This is a genomic window from Acinetobacter populi (assembly GCF_002174125.1).
Lineage (GTDB): Bacteria > Pseudomonadota > Gammaproteobacteria > Pseudomonadales > Moraxellaceae > Acinetobacter > Acinetobacter populi.
The window spans coordinates 618464-638700 of record NZ_NEXX01000001.1; the positions used below are offsets into that span (position 1 = coordinate 618464).

Annotated in this window: 20 protein-coding genes and 1 riboswitch; of the genes, 10 read left to right on the forward strand and 10 right to left on the reverse strand. The window is 41.9% G+C overall.

Features of this window, described 5'->3' with window-relative positions:
* The first annotated feature begins 156 nt into the window (after positions 1 to 156).
* Entirely contained in the window at positions 157 to 798 is a 642-nt protein-coding gene (locus CAP51_RS02770; protein ID WP_087619218.1) for a peroxiredoxin, read from the forward strand.
* Positions 799 to 922: 124 nt separating this feature from the next.
* Complete coding sequence (locus tag CAP51_RS02775) at positions 923 to 1525, forward strand: dual specificity protein phosphatase family protein (RefSeq protein WP_213062673.1); 603 nt, start codon at positions 923 to 925, stop codon at positions 1523 to 1525.
* Here the strand turns inward: CAP51_RS02775 and CAP51_RS02780 are convergent.
* From CAP51_RS02780 to CAP51_RS02800, 5 genes are all read right to left on the reverse strand, one after another.
* The gene (locus tag CAP51_RS02780; RefSeq protein WP_087619220.1) at positions 1522 to 2541 is read right to left on the reverse strand and encodes an SPOR domain-containing protein; all 1020 of its coding nucleotides are present in this window, start codon (positions 2539 to 2541) and stop codon (positions 1522 to 1524) included. The genes CAP51_RS02775 and CAP51_RS02780 overlap by 4 nt on opposite strands.
* A complete protein-coding gene (gene folC / locus CAP51_RS02785; protein ID WP_087619221.1) occupies positions 2528 to 3811 on the reverse strand; it encodes a bifunctional tetrahydrofolate synthase/dihydrofolate synthase in 1284 nt (427 codons plus the stop codon). The genes CAP51_RS02780 and folC overlap by 14 nt, the downstream gene beginning before the upstream one ends.
* Positions 3808 to 4704: an acetyl-CoA carboxylase, carboxyltransferase subunit beta gene (gene accD / locus CAP51_RS02790; protein WP_087619222.1), complete on the reverse strand. Its 897-nt coding sequence runs from the start codon at positions 4702 to 4704 to the stop codon at positions 3808 to 3810. The genes folC and accD overlap by 4 nt, the downstream gene beginning before the upstream one ends.
* Positions 4704 to 5504 (reverse strand): tryptophan synthase subunit alpha, encoded by an 801-nt coding sequence (gene trpA / locus CAP51_RS02795; RefSeq protein ID WP_087619223.1) that lies wholly within the window; start codon positions 5502 to 5504, stop codon positions 4704 to 4706. The genes accD and trpA overlap by 1 nt, the downstream gene beginning before the upstream one ends.
* Before the next feature lie 280 nt (positions 5505 to 5784).
* On the reverse strand, positions 5785 to 6222 hold the full coding sequence (locus CAP51_RS02800) for a PaaI family thioesterase (protein WP_087619224.1): 438 nt from the start codon (positions 6220 to 6222) through the stop codon (positions 5785 to 5787).
* A gap of 219 nt (positions 6223 to 6441) precedes the next feature.
* Between CAP51_RS02800 and CAP51_RS02805 the strand changes: the two genes are divergently transcribed.
* Positions 6442 to 6912, forward strand: a complete 471-nt coding sequence (locus CAP51_RS02805) for a winged helix-turn-helix transcriptional regulator (protein WP_087619225.1) — start codon at positions 6442 to 6444, stop codon at positions 6910 to 6912.
* Here the strand turns inward: CAP51_RS02805 and CAP51_RS02810 are convergent.
* Entirely contained in the window at positions 6900 to 7946 is a 1047-nt protein-coding gene (locus tag CAP51_RS02810) for an AraC family transcriptional regulator (RefSeq protein WP_087619226.1), read from the reverse strand. The two genes, CAP51_RS02805 and CAP51_RS02810, sit on opposite strands and share 13 nt — an antisense overlap.
* Positions 7947 to 8072: 126 nt before the next feature.
* On the opposite strand from CAP51_RS02810, the gene CAP51_RS02815 reads away from it, so the two are divergent.
* On the forward strand, positions 8073 to 8948 hold the full coding sequence (locus tag CAP51_RS02815) for a metal-dependent hydrolase (RefSeq protein WP_087619227.1): 876 nt from the start codon (positions 8073 to 8075) through the stop codon (positions 8946 to 8948).
* A 112-nt stretch (positions 8949 to 9060) separates the two neighbouring features.
* Positions 9061 to 10089 carry a DUF6670 family protein gene (locus CAP51_RS02820; RefSeq protein WP_245809057.1) on the forward strand — a complete coding sequence of 343 codons (1029 nt, stop codon included), beginning with the start codon at positions 9061 to 9063 and terminating at the stop codon, positions 10087 to 10089.
* A gap of 63 nt (positions 10090 to 10152) precedes the next feature.
* Here CAP51_RS02820 and trpB read toward each other — a convergent pair whose 3' ends face one another.
* Positions 10153 to 11397: a tryptophan synthase subunit beta gene (gene trpB / locus CAP51_RS02825; RefSeq protein WP_087619229.1), complete on the reverse strand. Its 1245-nt coding sequence runs from the start codon at positions 11395 to 11397 to the stop codon at positions 10153 to 10155.
* Positions 11372 to 12040, reverse strand: a complete 669-nt coding sequence (locus CAP51_RS02830) for a phosphoribosylanthranilate isomerase (RefSeq protein WP_425426754.1) — start codon at positions 12038 to 12040, stop codon at positions 11372 to 11374. Before CAP51_RS02830 ends, trpB begins: the two co-directional genes overlap by 26 nt.
* Before the next feature lie 125 nt (positions 12041 to 12165).
* Positions 12166 to 12381: riboswitch (cobalamin riboswitch) on the forward strand.
* Between the two features lie 36 nt (positions 12382 to 12417).
* Here CAP51_RS02830 and CAP51_RS02835 point away from each other — a divergent pair.
* The 3 genes from CAP51_RS02835 to CAP51_RS02845 all read left to right on the forward strand — a co-directional run bounded on the left by CAP51_RS02835 (position 12418) and on the right by CAP51_RS02845 (position 15697).
* Entirely contained in the window at positions 12418 to 14277 is a 1860-nt protein-coding gene (locus CAP51_RS02835; protein ID WP_087619231.1) for a TonB-dependent receptor plug domain-containing protein, read from the forward strand.
* A gap of 89 nt (positions 14278 to 14366) precedes the next feature.
* Positions 14367 to 14945, forward strand: a complete 579-nt coding sequence (locus CAP51_RS02840; protein ID WP_087619232.1) for a cob(I)yrinic acid a,c-diamide adenosyltransferase — start codon at positions 14367 to 14369, stop codon at positions 14943 to 14945.
* Between the two features lie 38 nt (positions 14946 to 14983).
* The gene (locus CAP51_RS02845) at positions 14984 to 15697 is read left to right on the forward strand and encodes a glycerophosphodiester phosphodiesterase (RefSeq protein ID WP_087619233.1); all 714 of its coding nucleotides are present in this window, start codon (positions 14984 to 14986) and stop codon (positions 15695 to 15697) included.
* A 41-nt stretch (positions 15698 to 15738) separates the two neighbouring features.
* Here CAP51_RS02845 and CAP51_RS02850 read toward each other — a convergent pair whose 3' ends face one another.
* On the reverse strand, positions 15739 to 16251 hold the full coding sequence (locus CAP51_RS02850) for an META domain-containing protein (protein ID WP_087619234.1): 513 nt from the start codon (positions 16249 to 16251) through the stop codon (positions 15739 to 15741).
* A 247-nt stretch (positions 16252 to 16498) separates the two neighbouring features.
* Between CAP51_RS02850 and CAP51_RS02855 the strand changes: the two genes are divergently transcribed.
* The gene (locus tag CAP51_RS02855; protein ID WP_087619235.1) at positions 16499 to 17668 is read left to right on the forward strand and encodes an acyl-CoA desaturase; all 1170 of its coding nucleotides are present in this window, start codon (positions 16499 to 16501) and stop codon (positions 17666 to 17668) included.
* Positions 17669 to 17835: 167 nt separating this feature from the next.
* The gene (locus CAP51_RS02860) at positions 17836 to 19281 is read left to right on the forward strand and encodes a protein adenylyltransferase SelO family protein (protein WP_087619236.1); all 1446 of its coding nucleotides are present in this window, start codon (positions 17836 to 17838) and stop codon (positions 19279 to 19281) included.
* Positions 19282 to 19288: 7 nt separating this feature from the next.
* Here the strand turns inward: CAP51_RS02860 and CAP51_RS02865 are convergent, their stop codons facing one another.
* A complete protein-coding gene (locus CAP51_RS02865) occupies positions 19289 to 20179 on the reverse strand; it encodes an SDR family oxidoreductase (RefSeq protein WP_087619237.1) in 891 nt (296 codons plus the stop codon).
* Between the last annotated feature and the right edge of the window lie 58 nt (positions 20180 to 20237).

Below are 20237 nucleotides of genomic sequence, written 5' to 3' on the forward strand. Positions count from 1 at the left end.
TTCATTACCATCCATTCAATCCAATGTATTTTAAACCATATTTTCCCTTATGAATTTTTCATATAAAAAAATACAAAAACCTTAGTTCTAATTGCAATAGAACAGGTTCATATTAAAGCCACTGGTTTGAACAACAGATAAATAGAGGAAATAACAATGTCTTTGCGTCTTGGTGATACCGCACCCAATTTTGAACAACAATCAAGTGAAGGTTTGATTAATTTTTATGACTTTCTTGGCGACAGCTGGGGAATCTTATTCTCCCATCCTGCCGATTACACTCCGGTATGTACCACAGAACTTGGTTTTACCGCAAAACTTAAAGATGAATTTGAAAAGCGGCATGTTAAAGCAATTGCTCTGTCTGTAGATGATGTTGAATCACACAAAGGCTGGATCAACGATATTAATGAAACTCAAAACACAACCGTAAACTTTCCAATCATTGCCGACGCAGATCGTAAAGTTGCCCAGTTGTATGAGTTTTTACATCCAAATGCCAGCGAAACCACAACCGTACGTTCACTGGTCATTATCGATCCAAACAAGAAAGTACGTTTGATTATTACTTATCCTGCATCAACAGGCCGTAACTTTAATGAAGTATTGCGTGTTATTGATTCTTTGCAACTGACTGACAATTATAAGGTTGCAACACCTGCCAACTGGCAAGATGGCGATGATGTGGTGATTGTACCTTCGATTAAAGATGAAGCAGAACTCAAAGAACGCTTCCCTAAAGGCTATAATGCTGTGAAACCTTACTTACGCTTAACTCCACAACCAAATAAAAATTAATTTAATAATCAAATTTTAAGCATTACTCCATCCCTTGCCTGTCAAGGGATTTTTTCTTTTTAGCTTGCAAATCCCATACCCGCCAACTAAGGTAAATAAAGTTCGTATCACTTTATTGGCCATGATCAAACAAACTTATATATTAACGTCCTTACTTTCACTTACACTTGTGACTGGTTGTGTGAAGCATCCATCTCTTGCGCCAGAACAACGCCCACAGCATTGGGGTCGTTTGATTCATCAGCAACAAAATCTTTATCAGATCAGTGATTTTTTATATCGCAGCGAACAGCCACTAAAGCAACAAGGTCAAACCTTGCATCAGCTTGGTATTAATACCATTATAAGCCTACGCTCCCGTAATAAAACTGTACAGGAATTTCAGGATCAATCCTTTAATATTATTCACGTTCCCATTCATACTTGGGCAATTGATCGTGAAGATGTGCTGGCAACCATGCAAGCATTAAAACAGGCACAGCAACAAAACCATAAAGTCTTGATTCATTGTTATCATGGTTCTGATCGTACCGGCACCATGGTGGCAATGTATCGTATCTTTTTTGAAAACTGGTCAATTGACGATGCTGTCCAGGAAATGAAGTATGGCAGTTATGGTTTTCATCCGATCTGGGTCAATATAGACCGGTTATTTAATGCGGAAAATATTACCTGGATTCGCCAGCAATTAGACGAATCCAGTACAACAAATATGAATACCGATTAACGCTGATCGAGAGGAACCCAGTCAATCACCCAAGCCGATTTCATATTCAGGCTGGTATCAGTGGTGATTTTCTTACGCATGGCATCGGCAGCTTCACGGTCTTTTGATGGACCAACCATGATACGTACACCTTTTGAAGTTTTACTTTGCGTTACCTTATAGCCTTTGGCCTGAAGTTTTGCAGTTAAAGCATCGGCATTAGACTGATTGGCAGCAAGTGCAACCTGTACCATCCATTTTTTGTCGCCAGTTTCAAGCAAATCTCTTGCTTTTTCAGCTTCCTGTTTCTTTTTATCTTCGTCAGCTTTACGTTTGGCTTCTGCTTCTTTTTTCGCTTTAGCTTCTGCCTCAGCTTTGCGTTTTGCGTCAGCCTCTTTCTTGGCTTTTGCCTCAGCTTCGGCTTTTTGTTTCGCCTCAGCTTCTTTCTTAGCTTTTGCTTCGGCATCTGCCTTACGTTTTGCCTCGGCTTCTTTGGCTTTAGCATCTACTTCAGCTTTACGTTTGGCTTCTGCTTCTTTGGCTTTAGCATCCGCTTCCGCTTTACGCTTTGCCTCGGTATCTTTGTTCGCCTGTGCAGCCTGTTTGGCTTTTTCATCCTGAATCAGTTCTGGCGGAATATTATCAGAACTTTGCATCTGTCCTTGGCGACGAGCCTGAATAGCAGCATTTTCTTCGGCAGCCTTACGCGCAGCAGCAGCCTCGGCTTGCTGTTGCATCGCCAGATATTCAGCGGTACGTTGCTCCTGTTCGGCAACGGCTTTTTCCCGAGCTTTGCGCTGTTCTTCAAGCAAGCGTTTTTCGGTTTCCACATCCACAGCCAAGGGTTGTAAATCAAATTCTGTTTGTGTCTCGGAAGGCTGGGGCGCTACATTTTGCTGTTTTGTGGTCTGCGTTGTTACAGGCTCGGCACTTTGATGTGTTGTATTCTGCCCTTTTAACAAAATTGCAGCCAGTAAAACACCACCACCCAGTAAAACAACGCTACCTAAAAGACGCTGCTTATTATTCATCGCCATTTAACAAATACTCCCAAACGGCTTCCAATGTATGAAATGAACCACAAACCAAGATCAGTTGCTGCGATGAACTCTGCTGTAATGCCTGTTCGAAACTTTGCTGAATCGACTCGGAAACAAAAGTTTCCTGTCCTTGCAATTCGTGTTCCAGACGTGCAATTGTACATGCTCTCGCAACATTTAGTGGCGCAATATACCATTCTTTTACGATAGTTGTTAATAATTGCACAACACCTTGTATATCTTTGTCATCCAGCATGGAAAATACAGCATTTACCTGTGTAATTTCATGATGTAATTGTAAATATCTGCTTAATTGTTGTTTTAAAAACTGCACGCCATGCGGATTATGCGCCACATCCAGCACCAAATGCCGATCCTGATATTGACGAATTTCAAACCGTCCGGCCAATTGTGCTGCCTTTACCCCATCAATCATTTGATCATGACTAACATTTAAACCGCTTGCCAATATGGCCATCAATGCAGCACTTTGATTAATATGTGCCAAGTGACCATGGGCAAAGCTGATGGTTAAAGCAGGTGTCGCTAGATACCAATGCTCATCTGTCAGTTCGAAAAAATAATCTTTTTGATATTGATACAATGTGGCTTGGCACTGCTCTATTTTATCGGCAATTGCCTGTGGTAGCGTTTGATCTCCTGCAAAGATAACAGGAATATTTGGACGAATAATACCTGCTTTTTCAAACGCTATTTTTTCTATACTATCGCCTAGCCAGTCAACATGATCCAATCCGATATTGGTAATGACTGCAATATCCGGGTCAATAATATTGACGACATCCAGACGGCCGCCGAGCCCGACTTCCAGCACCCAGACATCACATTGCTGTTGTGTAAAAATATAAAATGCCGCAAGCGTGGTGGCTTCAAAAAAAGATAAGGTGAGATTGCATTGCTGCCGTGCCTGCTCAACCTGAACAAAAGCATCGACCAGAACATCATCTTCCACTTCAATGCCATTGATGCGCACACGTTCATTAAAATAAAAAATATGTGGTGATTGATACAAACCGACTTGATAGCCAGCCGCATTTAGAATCGCAGCAAGGGTGGTCGTGGTAGAGCCTTTACCATTGGTTCCAGCAACAGTAAATACTTTTGCCTTAGGCTGTAAAACATTTAAAGCGTGTGCTACAGGTAACACACGCTCCAAACCTAAATCGATGGCTGTCACATGAACAGTAGTCCAATAGTCCAGCCAAGTTTTTAATGAATCAGATGCAGTAGGTATCGTTTGGCTCAAGGTAAATTCATCAGTTTACTTACAATACGGTAGATTGTATCGCGTAATGCATGACGATGCACAATTTGATCGATTACACCATGCTCAAGTAAATATTCTGCCCGTTGGAAGGGTTCATCCAGCTTTTCACGTACCGTTTGTTCAATTACACGTTTACCCGCAAAACCAATCATGGCTTTGGGTTCGGCCAGATGGACATCTCCCAGCATTGCCAAAGATGCGGTTACACCACCATAGACAGGATTGGTCAATACCACAATATACGGCACACTGGCCTGACGTAAACGCTCAATCGCTGCCGCAGTACGTGCCATTTGCATCAGCGACAACATACCTTCCTGCATACGCGCACCACCTGATGCTGCAAAACAGATCAATGGCTGACGTAAACTTAAGGCACGTTCGGCTGCCTGTACAAAGCGGTCACCGACAACTGTACCCATTGATCCGCCCATAAACTCAAAATTAAAGGCGACTGCAACCATCGGCACACCTTCAATCATGCCCTGCATACTAATCAAAGCTTCAGTTTCGCCCGTTTTGGTCTGCGCTTCTTCCATACGTTTTGGATAAGGCTTGCTATCAACAAAACCTAACGGATCTTTAGGTGTAAATTCCAAACCCAGTTCTTCATCGACCTGATCGAAGAACCAATGCAACCGATCACGTGCCTTCATTGCCAAATGTTCGTCACATTGCGGACAGACATAAGTATTAAATGACATGGCTGTGCGTGTAACCAGCGCATGACATTCCGGGCATTCAACCGTTGGCTCAGAAAAAGTAGGTTTACTCTTGTTCTCTTCTGGTACATGTACACTTGGTACCGGACGTTCAAGCCAGTTTGTACCATTTAACAACGATTGTGATTGATCGGTTTGCGTTTCATTCATCATAGCTCATCCAAAGCTGCTCTTAATTCTTTCACTTTTGCAATAGCCGCGGCCGTTGCATCTTCTACAGATAAGGTTGCAAAAGGTTTTACAAATGCACTACCCACAATTACAGCATCGGCAACTGCACCCATCGCTTTTGCTGAGGCTGCATCACTGATACCAAAACCAACACCAACCGGTAAATCGGTTTGCTGTTTAATTTTGGCAATACGATCTGCTGCGGACTGAATATCCAGTGTTGCTGCACCGGTTACACCTTTTAACGACACGTAATAAATAAAGCCACGCGCCTGTTTAATCACATGGGTAATACGCTCATCAGTTGAGGTTGGTGCCAGCAAAAACACCTGATCCAAACCATACTGATCTAAAATAACATCAAATTTTTCTGCTTCTTCCGGTGGTAAATCCACCAGAATCATGCCATCAACCCCTGCATCTGCCGCAGTTTGAATAAATGTTTCATAACCGATGACTTCTGCTGGATTTAAATAGCCCATTAATACGACAGGCGTATCCTGATCTTTTTGGCGAAATTCCTTGACCATGGCAATCGCATCCAGCGTATTGGTACCACCTGCAAGCGCACGCTCTGCGGCAAGTGCAATCACCGGGCCATCAGCCATTGGATCGGAAAAAGGCAAACCCACTTCCAGAATGTCTACGCCTGCTGCCACCATCTCGTGAATCAAGGGTACAGTGACACTTGGCTGCGGATCGCCAGCCATTACATAAGTCACCAATGCTTTTCTATTTTCTGCTTTTAGTTGAGCAAAACGCTGCGCTAGACGAGACATAATATTTGCAATTCCTATCAATCACTTTCTACTGTGCAGCAATCATAAAACTAAACGTGATAAATTTGCAGGGTTGATTTGCATTTTTATGCAATGACAAGATGATAAACAGCAAAATACCTTTACTCAATGATCGAATGTTCCACATTCACGCTTTATGGTTTTAACAATCCTAAATATCAATCGCATGACGATTAGATACGTTCATACATATTCTTATGCTTCACTTGATATATAAGAACGTCATCTAATCTATTAAAAAGTATTGAATCCACAAATTTTATGGGCGGCGAATAATCATATTGGTAGCTGTGGCATGTGCATAAAGTTTGCCTTCTTCATCACGTAAATATCCTTCAGAAATCACCAAATTTTTTCCGGCATTAATCACTTTTCCTTCCGCAATCAATTTTTTATTAAAAGGCATCGGACGACACATTTTAATATTTAGATCGGTTGTGCCATAACCCTCCCCTGCTGCAAGCACGGTATGCGTTGCACAGCCTGTCACCGAATCCAGCACTGTTGCAGCAAAACCACCATGTACACCACCGAGCGGATTGGTATGCCGCTCATCGGCAATAGCACTAAATACAATGCGCCCATGCTCAACCTCTACAGGCTGCATAGGGACTGTTTTGGCAATGCCTGGTGCTGGGAAAAGCCCCTGATAAAAGGCCTGCATAATTTCTAGACCTGTCATTTCCAGTGGATTCATCACATTACACTCCTGTTGTTGAATGCTAAATTTACACGTTAAAAGCACAACTCACGATGATGCTAAATTACGTTAAATATTGATAAGAAAAATAAGTTCTAAAAAGGAACTATTAAAACAAAAAATAGCCATGCTATGATAAGAAGTCAATACAAATTATCGGATAACCTAAATTTAGTCCGGAATATCATCCATTATCAGAAATGTAGGAGATGGGATATGAAATGGCAGTCATTAGGTGACATGGATTGCCCAATTGCACGCAGTCTATCCATTTTGGGTGATCGCTGGACCTTGCTGATTATTCGAAATGCCTTTTTAGGTACCCGACGTTTTGATGATTTCCAGCGACAATTAGGCATCACCCGACATCTATTAACAGAACGCCTCAATCGTCTGGTGGAACACCAAATTTTTAAGAAAGTGCTGTATCAGAATGCACCAAAACGCTATGAATATAAATTAACCGAAAAGGGACTGGCACTGTATCCCATCATTGTAACAATGGGTCAATGGGGTAATCAGTGGTTCAATATCGATCAGAAATTTCAGCAATTACGCTATGTGCATAAGCAATGTGGCAATCTTATTAATCCAACCTTACACTGCGATTGCTGTGGTGAAGCATTGGATGCCCGACACATGACGCCAGTATTTATTGACCCAGAACAGGAACATCAAGCATCTTGATCGAAGGCAGATTGACTATTTTCCTTTAAAAACTGCTTTGGTGTTTTTCCTGTCCAGCGTTTAAACGCCCGGGAAAACGCACTTTGATCAGCATAGGCCAGTAACTCGGCAATGTCAGTAAAAGACTTGCCCTGCTGTAAATACTGCATACTTTTTTGCAAGCGATATTCATCAACAATATCCTGAAAATGCAGCGAGTAATACTTTAACTGACGCTGCAAGGTGCGTTCGGAACAATGTAACTGGGTCGCAATATAGCATTGCAAACGCCCCTGTTGCAGCAAGCCTTGCTCAATCAGCGTGGTAATTTTATATTTAAATTGTTGTTGCTGTAACGCAGGATTGCTGATGGCAAGATAATTTTCTGCCTGTTTTGAAAACATTTGATTTAATTGTGAATCTGCCGCCATACTACGTACAGCTAAAACCTGTTTGGGAAATTGAATAGAATACTGTTTCGGCTCAACCTGAACCGAACAATTAAAAAATTGCTGATAATAGGATAATGCCAGCTGCGGCGTATAGCCCAAGGTCAGATGCGTGGGCGGCATTAGGTCAACCTGAACAACCATACTGGCAATCTTGAATAACAAAGCCAGATTAAGCTCATAAAAACTTTTCCACTCTTCACACAAGCCTCGCCAGTAGATTTTTATATAATGGGTTTCTTGTAAAATATTTAAGGGTTCAGTATTGGTCTGTTTATAGAGCAAGGGATAATACTGACCAAATAACTGTAATGCATGCTGCAAATCCAGACTGGTCGAAGCCAGATACCCAACCAATCCGATATCCTGTAAAGCAACCCGCTCTGCCAAGACCAAGCTAATGGGGCGATCAAACTGCGTCTGTAAATGCTGTAACAGCTGGGCATACTGGGCAAGATCAAATTGATGGCTTTGCTCATTCAATAAATAGGCATGAAACTGCTGTATCAAAACATCAGGAACGCCTATCTGATGCAGATCAATCTGCTCCTGCTGCAATACCCGCTGAATCAAACGTAAATAACCCACGATAATTTGCACTGTCATGGTGAGAATCCATTTTATTTGTCATTATGTCGTCATTTGTATAAAACTTGGCTGCTTCTGTCAAAACATTTCGCTTTTTTATTCGCATACTCATTCAAGATTACAAATCGTCAGGGAGTGATCAGAATGAATGCAGCGATACAATATCAGGTTGATCCTGTCGTACGCACCCATCTGGATTTTAGACTTGAGGAAATTCCACGTTTCTGGTTTGGCAATGATCCGTTTAAAACCCGGGTTTTTGATGCACTCAGCCTGACCTTTCCGGATGGAGAACGCTATTTCATCGAATGTGTACGCTTGTTTCGTGACAAAATTACCGATCCGGATCTACAAAAAAGAGTTGCCGACTTTATCCGTCAGGAAGCACAACATGGCATTGCACACGAAAAAATGAATCAGTTGATGCAAGCGCAGGGTATGCCTGTCGATCAATTCACGGCCTTACTCAAGCGTATTTTCCGTTTTGAATTGAGTAAGCGTTCACCACAATACAATATTGCCATGACTGCCGCAGCAGAGCATTTGACTGCATTGATGGCAGATACCTTTTATCGTCATCAAGCAACCCTACAAGATGCTCATCCATTTGTACGGGCGTTACTGGCATGGCATGCTATTGAAGAAATGGAACATCGGGATGTTGCATTTGATGTCATGCAACAAGTGGGAGAAGTTCCCGAAGCCACCCGAAAATTCACTTTGGCTGCCACCACGGTTTTAATGCTGGGCTTCACCTTGTATCGCACCAATATCATGCTGAAATGTGATGGTTTTTCCGGAAGACAACGCCTGCAACTATTCCGTCAGGGCTTGCCTTGGTTTCTGGGTAAAAACGGCATACTCACCCGTATGAAACAACCCTATTTGCAATGGTATAAAAAGGATTTTCATCCAAGTCAACATCCGATCATCGCGCAATATCCTGTCTGGATTGAAACCATGGCAAAAACTGGTGACCCCATTGCCGCAGGTGAAGCCTTCTGGCAAGCAGGACAATAAAAAACTTTTGCCAGCATCACGTTTCGACACATTCTGTATTTGATCATTCGTCAGCCCTATTGCTTTGTTTCAGGATACCAAGTCTTCTATTTTTTAGTATTTAGGACATATTATGAAATTTTTACCCCAGCAAATCATTGCACCCAAAAAAATTGCTCAAGCTTTGGACTATTCTGAAAAGATCAATGGCCTACCCTTTGATCCTGCAACCGAAACGCATATCCCACAGGGCAAATATAGCACCACACATTACGGTGTGATGATTCCAAACCTGCCTGCCCCTTTTAACTTTTTAAATCTCATTACAGTTGTTGGACAACCCAAAGTTAATCTTTTTCACAATCAACATCTCATCAAGACCTCAGCCATTGATACGGCCAATGTGCTGGTCGGTACAGCGATTGGCAATGATGATTACTTTAATGGCTATAGTGTAAAAAATGACTGTGAACTGGCAAGTAATGGCTCATATTTACGTTTTGGCAATGATTTATTACTAGAAGGCAAATATCCTCATTTCCATGCCAAGCGCGAGGGACATGATTTTAATTTTGAACTCAATATTCATGCCACCGACAAGATTGCACATTTCATGCGTATGCCTTTTGGCATGTATGATCATTGGGCATTACTTTGCCAATATGAAGGTCATCTAGAATATCAAGGTAAAAAAACGCAAATACAAGGTCTGTGTACTTATGAGTATGCGCGAGGCATCGACATTCCACTCTATATGAAATATTTTACCTATCAGATTCTCAATATTGATGAAACAACGCAAGTTTTACTGGTCGAAGTGCTAGGGCCATTCAATCTGGTGTTACAACAACGTGTTTATGTGCGTTCTATTAACGATCATGGCGCAATTTATTCAAAAGACTTTAAACTGACCGTGCAAAGCTTTGAACCGGAACGGAAAATTACGCCCAATGGCTTAAGTATGCGCTTGCCTCGTACTTTCTCATGGCAAGTCAGTGATGATCAGGGACAAGCTGTGATTGCGATTGAAGCTAACAGCAATCAGGATTTCAAATACGGTATGACTGGCGGATATGCCGGAAGTTATCAATATTCAGGAACGTTCCGAGGTAAAACAATCACTGGAACAGGATATATTGAATATCTGGATATACGGAAATAAATCCCTTATCACCATTGATATGGCTTGAACATCTCTGGTGTTCAAGCCATAAATAGCAAAGTATTATAAATCTACCATTGGAATGCCATCAATTTTGGCAACCGTCATTAGATCCTTATCACCACGGCCAGATACTGTCGCAATGATGATTTGATCTTTATCCATGGTAGGTGCCAGTTTGGTCACATATGCCATGGCATGAGAACTTTCCAGTGCTGGAATAATCCCTTCAATTTTGGTCAGATCACGGAAACCCTGTAAGGCTTCATTATCATTAATCGGTACATAGTTCACACGATGCATATCTTTTAAGAAACTATGTTCCGGCCCAACACCCGGATAATCCAGACCTGCGGAAATTGAGTGAGTTTCAATAATTTGTCCTTGTGCATCACTCATTAAATAGGTACGGTTGCCATGCAACACACCGACATGCCCTGCATTTAAAGGCGCAGAATGTTTACCTGTTTCGATGCCATAACCCGCAGCTTCCACGCCATACATTGCCACCTCCGAATCATTCAGGAATGGATAGAACAATCCCATGGCATTTGATCCACCGCCAACACAGGCCACCAAAGCATCCGGTAAACGTCCTGCCTGCTCGAGGATTTGTTTTTTCGCTTCACGGCCAATGATCGATTGAAAGTCCCGTACCAGTTGCGGATAAGGGTGCGGACCTGCCACTGTACCAATCACATAATAAGTACTGTCCACATTGGTTACCCAATCGCGCATTGCTTCGTTCATGGCATCTTTTAAGGTTTTAGAGCCACTTTCTACCGGCACCACTGTTGCACCTAGCAAACGCATGCGATATACATTCATGGCCTGACGTTTCACATCTTCGGCACCCATGAATACAACACATTCCAGTCCCAGACGTGCAGCGATGGTTGCCGTGGCAACACCATGCTGCCCTGCTCCGGTTTCGGCAATAATACGTTTTTTGCCAGAAAGTTTGGCTAACAATGCCTGACCGATCGTGTTATTGACCTTATGCGAACCGGTATGGTTCAAATCTTCCCGTTTTAAATAAATCTGTGCACCACCCAATTCTTTTGACCAACGCTCGGCGTGATACAGGGGACTTGGACGACCAACATAAAACGCCAGATCACGATCAAATTCCGCCAGAAATTGCTCGTCATCTTTCATACGGAAATACAGTTTTTCCAAATCCTCAAGTGCCGCCATCAGGGTTTCTGATACAAACCGCCCACCATGAATGCCAAAATGGCCTTTTTCATCGGGAAATTGCGTATAGTCGGTCACCTGATCTTTATAATTCGCACTTTGTTGATCCACGTTGGACTCCTTGCATAAAACTTTGGATAAGTTGTTGGTCTTTGATACCTTTGGCAGATTCTACACCACCGCTGACATCGACCGCATAAGGTTTTGTAATCGAGATGGCCTGTTCAATATTCTCCGGATTCAAACCGCCTGCCAAAATAAGCGGAATGTCCAGTGTCGGGAACTTGTCCCAGTCAAATGCATGTCCGGTTCCACCCTTTAAATCGGGATGCCATGCATCCAGCAATATCGCACTTGCACCGGCAGCCTGATAACGCTTAATTTCTGCCACCACATCCAGATCAGACTTGACCTGTATGGCTTTATACCAGCGGCGTTTAACGTGCTGTGCAATAGACCGACATTGCTCAGGGGTTTCATCACCATGTAATTGCAGAATATCCAATGGCACCTGCGCCAGGGTTTGCTCAATCTCATCTGCACTGGCATTTACAAACAAACCCACTATCTGTACATACGCCGGAATGTCTTGTACTAATGCTGCGGCCTGCGGTATTGAAACAGCACGAGGACTAGGCGCAAAAAATACCAGACCAATCGCATCTGCACCCGCATCTACCACTGCCTGCACATCCTGAGATCGGGTAATCCCACAAATTTTGGCACGTACTCGCATGTTTTTAAATCCAGAAATTGTCTCGCTTTTGATGAAAGCGTTTAAAAATCGCAACTATTGTAATGCAAATTTCACCATTTGCATTGTCCTTTGAAGCAAATCCATAGTATTTACGTTGTTTAATTGCAATACACTCTTTATACTTCGCAACATCCACAACAAGTGCCGAGCAATATGCTCAAGGGAAACTGGTGTAAATCCAGCACTGCCCCCGCAACGGTAACGATGAAACATCTATTGTTTTCAGCTCAGAACTGACACCACTGCATGATATAAAAATGTGGGAAGGTGAATAGATCAATTATGTCTTGGCATAATTATATCGAAGTCCGGAGACCTGCTTGTTGTATTTATCCATTTGATCATTCACGGGGAGTGAATGTAGGAGTTACATCATGTCTAAACATTTCCAGCCTGCCAGCCTTGCAGGGGCAATTGCTATTGTCCTCACATCAAATACAACTTTTGCAGCAGATCAGACGATAGAACTTGATCCGATTGTGGTAACCGCATCAAAATCTGAAGAAAAAGCCAGTGAAGTGCCAGCACGTATTTCTGTGATAAATGAGCAAACACTGACTCAATCACCCATTGCTGCATTACCAAGCCTGTTACAACAAGAAGCTGCCATCAATATGGTACAAAGCGGTGGTTATGGCCAGATTTCCTCAATATTTTTACGCGGTAGCAACTCCAATCAAACATTGGTATTGCGTGATGGTATTCGTTTAAATACCATTTCTACCGGTGCAGCAAATATCGCTTTTATCGATACCACCGACTTAAAACAAATCGAGATTTTAAAAGGCCCTGCTTCTGTTCTATATGGTACTGATGCAATCGGTGGCGTCCTCCAGTTAATAAGCAAAACACCAGAAAAAACATCTGCATTTATCACCACTGAAGCTGGCGAAAAAAGCACTTATAAAGCTGTAATTGGTGCCGATCTGGTTGAAGATGGTTTTTATGCACAAATTCGTGGCCAACGTCTTGAAACAGATGGTACACGTGTAACCGACTTTAATCAGAGTAATTTAAAAACCGCCGATTATGACCAAAAAGGTTTTAGTACAAAAATCGGGATAGAACAAAAAGAATATGCGATTTCACTGGATTATAACCAGAATCAGGGAACAACAGGCTATATCGATTGTAATCTGTATAACCTTGACTATAGTTGCGGTGGTTTAAAAAATATGTCTCAGGATTTTAAAAATGAAGCCATCAATTTAAAATCGCGTATAAATGTGACACAAAACTGGGATGTAAATTTGCGTTTGTCTCAGTTCAAGGATGATCTTAACCAGAATGATGCAAACTGGGATGGCAGCTACGACTATATCCAGAGCAAAACCAAAGAAGCCGACCTCAATGCCAAATGGCAATTCACACCTGAACAAAATATTTTAATGGGTATTACCCGACAAAACATTGAAGGTGACGTGGTTTCATATGCAACGCCATACAATGGCGATGTCGATTCCACAGGTTATTATCTCCAGCATCAATACCAACAGCCTGGTCTGAACACTCAGCTTGGCTTACGGGTTGAAGACAACGAAAAATACGGTACACATACGGTTGGACAAGGCGCCATTCGTTTTCAGGTTTTACCTTTAACCAGTATCTATGCCAATATCGGTACAGCGTTTAAATCACCTACCCTTAATCAACTTTATAGTTCTTATGGTAATGTCGATTTAAAACCGGAAGAAAGTACCTCCTATGAAATTGGTCTGGATCAAAAGTTAAACTATGGATTAACTGCCGGATTATCGCTATATCATACCAAAGTAAAAAATCTGATTGATTATGCCTCATCTGCGCCGTATTACTTTAGCAACGTGTCCAAAGCCACGTTTCAAGGCGGTGAAAGCTATATTGCATGGCAAAATGAAGGGTGGTTTAGCAAAGCAGCCTATAATTATGTAAAAACAGAAAATGATGAAACCCATACCGAATTGAATCGTCGCCCACGTCAAAGCTTCACACTGACTGCGGGCGTTGAAAATGAAGTATATGGTGTGAGTGCATCTTTATCAGCTAAATCAAGCGCAAAAGATTACCAGCAAAATACACCGGGCTATGTCACAGTCAACGTCAATACATACTGGAACGTACATCCGAATGTTAAACTTTTTGCCAATGTTGAAAACCTTGCTGATGTTGAATATAAAACCGCGTCCTATCAGGCAGGTACCTATTATATCAACGGTGGACGTTTGGCAAGTGCGGGCGTAACTTTACGTTACTAATGCAAAAAATTTAAAACTTGATTCAAAGTTTATGGATAATGTTCTTGACCGACATTATCCTTTTTTAATTTAAAAATCAGGAAAACATTATGGGACATCGTTTAAGTAAAATTTATACCCGTACAGGCGATGCCGGCACCACAGGACTGGGAGATGGTTCTCGTGTCGGCAAAGATGACCTGCGCATTCAGGCTTTGGGCGATGTAGATGAACTCAATGCCATTGTCGGCGTGTTACGCGCGCAGATTTCAAATAGTGAGCTCTACGAAAAACAAGATTGGGATCATAAACTCAGTCTGATTCAACACTGGTTATTTGATCTTGGCGGTGAAGTCTGTATCCCCAATTACACCTTATTACAAGCCAAAAGTATCGATTTTCTCGAACAGGATATTGATCGCATGAATGAAGCATTGCCCATGCTCAAGGATTTTATTCTGCCCAGTGGGACTTTAGCCTGTAGTTATGCCCATCAGGCCCGTGCTGTGTGTCGCCGGGCTGAACGCAGTCTAATTATCGTACAACAACGAGATCAGAATATTCAGAACACTGCCCTGCAATTACTCAATCGTTTATCCGACTGGTTTTTTGTGGCATCTCGCAACCTGCAAAAACAGGCCGGAGGGACAGAAGTCCTCTGGCAAAAAAACATCAATGACACAATATAAGGTTTATAATTCAGACACGGTCATCTCTGGAATAACACATGCAAATCATTGGTCATCGCGGCGCACGGGGTGAAGCTCCCGAAAATACATTAGGTGGATTCCGTTATTTACATGATCTGGGTATCCGGGCAGTTGAGTTTGATGTACGTCAACTGGCCGATGCCGCCCTGACCATCATTCATGATGATAATCTTTTGCGCACTGCCGGCATAAATTATGCTGTAAAAGATTGTACACAAGATGATCTGTGTCGTTTTAATCAAGCCAAACATTGGGAATCTTGGCCACAACCTGAAAATGTGCCTTTACTCGGACAAGTTTTGTCATTAATCCATGACTTTGAACATATCGAAGTTGAAGTAAAAGCAGTAGAGACTGAACAGGAAGCAGAAAAACTAATTGCACATTTACAACAACAACTTCAGCCCTTCCAACAACAAATTACCATTACCAGTTTCGATTTAAAAATTTTAAACGCCTTAAAAAGCCAGCAATCTGCGTTTAAGCGAGGATTACTGGTCGAAATTCCGATTGGAGAACATGCCATTGAGGTTGCACATCAATACGATTGTGCGCGGATTGGCTGGAAAGATGCCTTGGTCAATCCTTCCATTGTCGAATTATCCCATCAGGCTGGGCTTGCAGTCAGCATCTGGACGGTCAATGATATAGACCGTGCCAAACAATTACATGATTATGGCGTTGAAGGACTCATTACCGATTTTCCCAAAGTAATGCTGGAAAATTTATAAATCCAGCTTAAAACCTGACTTTCCTTAAATCCTAACTTTGCTTAAATCTCTGCCGTAATTAGAACCTGACGATTGGCATCATAAAAAGTGATATTTTTATTCTGCACAGCAAAATATTGCACACGAGCAAATGCGTCCATCAGTTCTGCTTCTTGTGCCAGAGCGTTATCACAGGACTGATGCCCTGCACTGGTTTTAAATTGTATGGTTCTTTTATTCACATCAATTTGATAGCTGCCATAAATTGAATTACAACCAGTATTGCCAATCACACGCTGTACATTGGATTGCAAAAGTACCGATGGCATTTGATTAAAATACAATGCTTTTTTTGACTTGATCGATTTAATCGTCCACTTAACATCCTGAATACCGTCTTTACTCTTAATCACAGGTATGCTTTGCGTGTTTAATTGTAAGGGGGTGTTTGTTGCTTTGGTCGCCGATCCTTTATTTTTTGATGCAGATTGCGCGGGTGAGTGACTCTGACATGCCGTCATCAAGACAGCCATACCAATCAAAAAAACTTGAGCAAAAACAGAACTAATTCGCATAAAAATACACCGTTATTTTAATTTTAAAAACATGAAATGGGTCACAGAACAGTATAGTAAAATCATCGTGCTAAATCATGAATTTTTGATGTACTTTTTTGTCAAAAAATCATTTTTTTCGCTAGTGAACACTTGTTCTCGCATGCTATGATGATTGTACAAATTAAAGTATGGCTGACAATACTCAATTCATTCTTTTTATTTGTTCCCGCTTTTTGTTTGGTTTATATGGAGCAACCAAAATATAATGTCTGCTGAATCTCAGACCAAAGCACCCATCAACTGGCCCGGTGCAATTGTCCTTCTTGGCACGCCAATCGCCGCACTTATTCTTATCCCTTGGTATGCCTATCATCACGATTTTACTTTAGGTGCGTGGTTAAGTTTTATATTGTTATTGGCTTTTAGTAGCCTGAGCATTACTGCCGGTTATCATCGATTGTGGTCGCATCGTGCCTATGAAGCATCATTGCCGGTCAAGCTGATATTAATGATTGGTGGAACATTTGCCATTCAGAACAGCATTTTATTCTGGTCGTCAGGACACCGTGTACATCATCGTCATGTTGATGATATCGAACTGGATCCATATTCTGCCAAGAAAGGCTTCTGGTATTCCCATATCGGCTGGATGTTACGTGATTATCCAAACGGTACGCCGGATTATAAAAACGTCCCAGATTTACTCAATGACAAACTGGTGATGTTCCAGCATAACTACTATATTCCATTGGTCTTGCTGACCTCACTGGGTATTCCCGGATTAATCGGCTGGGCAATTGGAGATATTTGGGGTGTGATGTTACTGGGTGGTCTATTACGTCTAATTATTAGCCATCATGTCACATTCTTTATTAATTCCCTGTGCCATATGTTTGGCAAACGTCCATACACCGACGAAAATACTGCCCGTGACAACTTCTGGTTAGCTATTTTTACTTGGGGTGAGGGCTACCATAATTATCACCATATCTTCCAGTATGACTATCGTAATGGCGTAAAATGGTGGCAATATGATCCTACCAAATGGTTAATCTGGTCACTTTCAACCATGGGTCTGACCAAGAACTTACGCCGCATTCCGAGTTTTAATATCAAACGGGCGGAACTGGCAATGAAGTTCAAATATGCCGAAAAAAATCTGGCCATTTTTGGACATGATGTTGATGAAGATATTGCCCAGATCAAAAATAAAATTGCGCTGGAATACGATACCTTTACTCATACCCTGAATGAATGGGCGCACCTGAAAGAACAGGAATTACAGGCGAAAAAAGCCAGCGTTGCCGAAAAAATTCACCAGATCGATGTAAAGCTTAAACATGAATTTCATGCAGTGGAAAAAAGTTTGATCGAACAAAGTGAACGTATGGAATTAATGCTACGCTCACTAAAAAAAGAGATGAAAAGAGTTTAATTCAACTTTTACTCCTCCGGCTCCCATTTACTGGGAGCTTTTTTTGTGTTTAAAAAAACATTTGTACGAAACTAGGGTAGTATCTATGGCGTCTGTTGATATTTTCTCAGGATAGCCACCTTAGCTAAAACTTCTTCAGGCCCTAAACAATACAACAGGATTTCATTATGCATTTTGACAATACCTATGGTCTTCTGGACGATAAGCTATATCATAGACAAAGCGTACAAAGCCTAGAACATGTATTGCCTGGGCATTTTAATCAGGTACTGGCACAACAATTACAATGGACTGCCGAAGAACAAAACGATTGGGTCAATATCATAAATGGCACCCATTTACCCAAAGAGGCTGATCCGCTGGCAATGGTTTATGCCGGACATCAGTTTGGTCAATGGGCCGGGCAGCTTGGCGATGGACGCGGTTTGTTACTCGGACAAGTTCTCGATCAAGCACAAAACCGTGTTGATCTACATTTAAAAGGCGCAGGTTTAACCCCCTATTCACGTATGGGTGATGGTCGTGCCGTACTGCGCTCTGTTATTCGGGAATATCTGGCGGGTCACGCTTTAAATCAACTACAGATTCCATCAAGCAATGCAGTTGGCTTCGTTTATTCACACGATTTAAAAATCCGTCGAGAGCAGTTAGAACCAGCCGCCATGATGCTACGCACGTCAGATTGCCATGTCCGTCTTGGACATTTTGAATGGATTAATCAATATCAGCCGCAATTATTAAAAGAATTCACCGAATATTGTCTAAAAAATTATTATCCTGATTGCCTTAAAGCGGATCAACCGATTCTGGCTTTTGCCAAACACGTGATAGACCGTACCGCGTATATGATTGCTCAGTGGCAGTTGGTCGGTTTTGCGCATGGGGTGATGAATACTGATAATCTTAATATCACGGGTTCAACCCTTGATTTCGGTCCCTACGGCTTTATGGAAAGATTTAGACCGAACTGGATCAACAACCATTCCGATGATCGGGGTCGTTATACCTACCAGAACCAACCCAGTATTGCACACTGGAATCTGTGGATGTGGCTCAATAATCTCATTCCTTTAGCCGACTCGACAGAAAAAGAACAATTTAAAAATGATCTGGTGACTGCCCTTGAAGCATATGAACCTGCTTTTTTAAATTATTATACGGCCGGGCTGTGTAAAAAAATGGGCTTGCCGCTTGAAGATGAAAGAAGCTTTGATTGTGGTATTGCTTTTCTACGAATATTACAGACAGAACAACTAGACTACACCAGCAGTTTTAGACATTTGACCACACATGACTACACCGAAATTCGCGATAACTGTTTAGATATTCGTGCTTTTGATGAATTCTTGGCGCTATACCATGCGATTCGCGCCACTCAGTCTGCGGAGATTTTAGATTTGGATATGCAGCAACATAATCCGATTTATATTTTACGCAATCATATGGCGCAGCGTGCTATTGAACTGGCTGAACAGGATGATTTATCCGAAGTCGATCGTTTGTTTAAATTGCTGACTCATCCATTTAGCAAACAGCCTGATCTGGAAAGACCACAGGATTTGGCACCCCTACCCAGTGATCAACCAGAAGTGATGGTCAGTTGTTCATCTTAAGCAGAATTTATTTCCCATTGGGTGTTTCCGGTTCCAGATCATATGCCGCCTGAACCAATGGATCACGTTTTGCCTGTTGATGAATGGTACGCTCCCATACCTCATCCATTTGCTTTTTGGTATCCGCCGCAATTTCCTGAGGAACGATATTGCGATAAGTCAAAATCTCATTGCTGACCACTTTGACAATCAGATCAGAAACCTGTTCTGGATCATATTGTTTATGCGGAAACGCAAGTTGATCATAATCAAATAAAGTGTCCTGCTGATCTTCTGGGAACCAGTGTTTCCAGCCTTCAAACATACGATCATTAAAACCGGTTAGAATCGGACCGGGATTCACCGTACTGATTTGTACATTAAACTCATGTAATTCTTTATTTAAAGCTTCTGCAAAAGCCTCAAGCGCATGTTTACTGGCAGAATATGCTCCGGTAAATGGATCGGTAGTCAGTCCGGCAACGGAGGAGATAAAAACAATTTTCCCAGATTTTCTTTGGGCAAACTGTCGTGCAAATTGTTGTGTTAGCAAAATTGTACCAAATACATTCACTTCAAATTGCTGTCTTAGAATATATTCAGGCAAATCAACCACTGCCCCACCTTCGGAAATGCCGGCATTATTTACCAGAATATCAATCTCCCAGTTGGCTGCCAGTTCACGATCTGCCTCTGATGTGATATCCAGTTTTTCTATCACAAGTTCAAGATTATGGGCTTTTGCTGCCTGTTTAAGTGGCTGGATTTGTGCTACCGCTTCGACAGTCGCAATCACCCGATAGCCTAGTTGTGCCAATTTAAAGGAAACTGCTTGTCCAAAGCCGCTACCTGCACCTGTAATTAATATGGTTTTATCTGTTGCTGTGTTTTTGTTGGTCAGTGTATTGTCTGAAGTCATTGTTTATTGTCCTAATCAATTCAATTTTAAGATTCGGCAGCATGAAAAAAGCTTTACA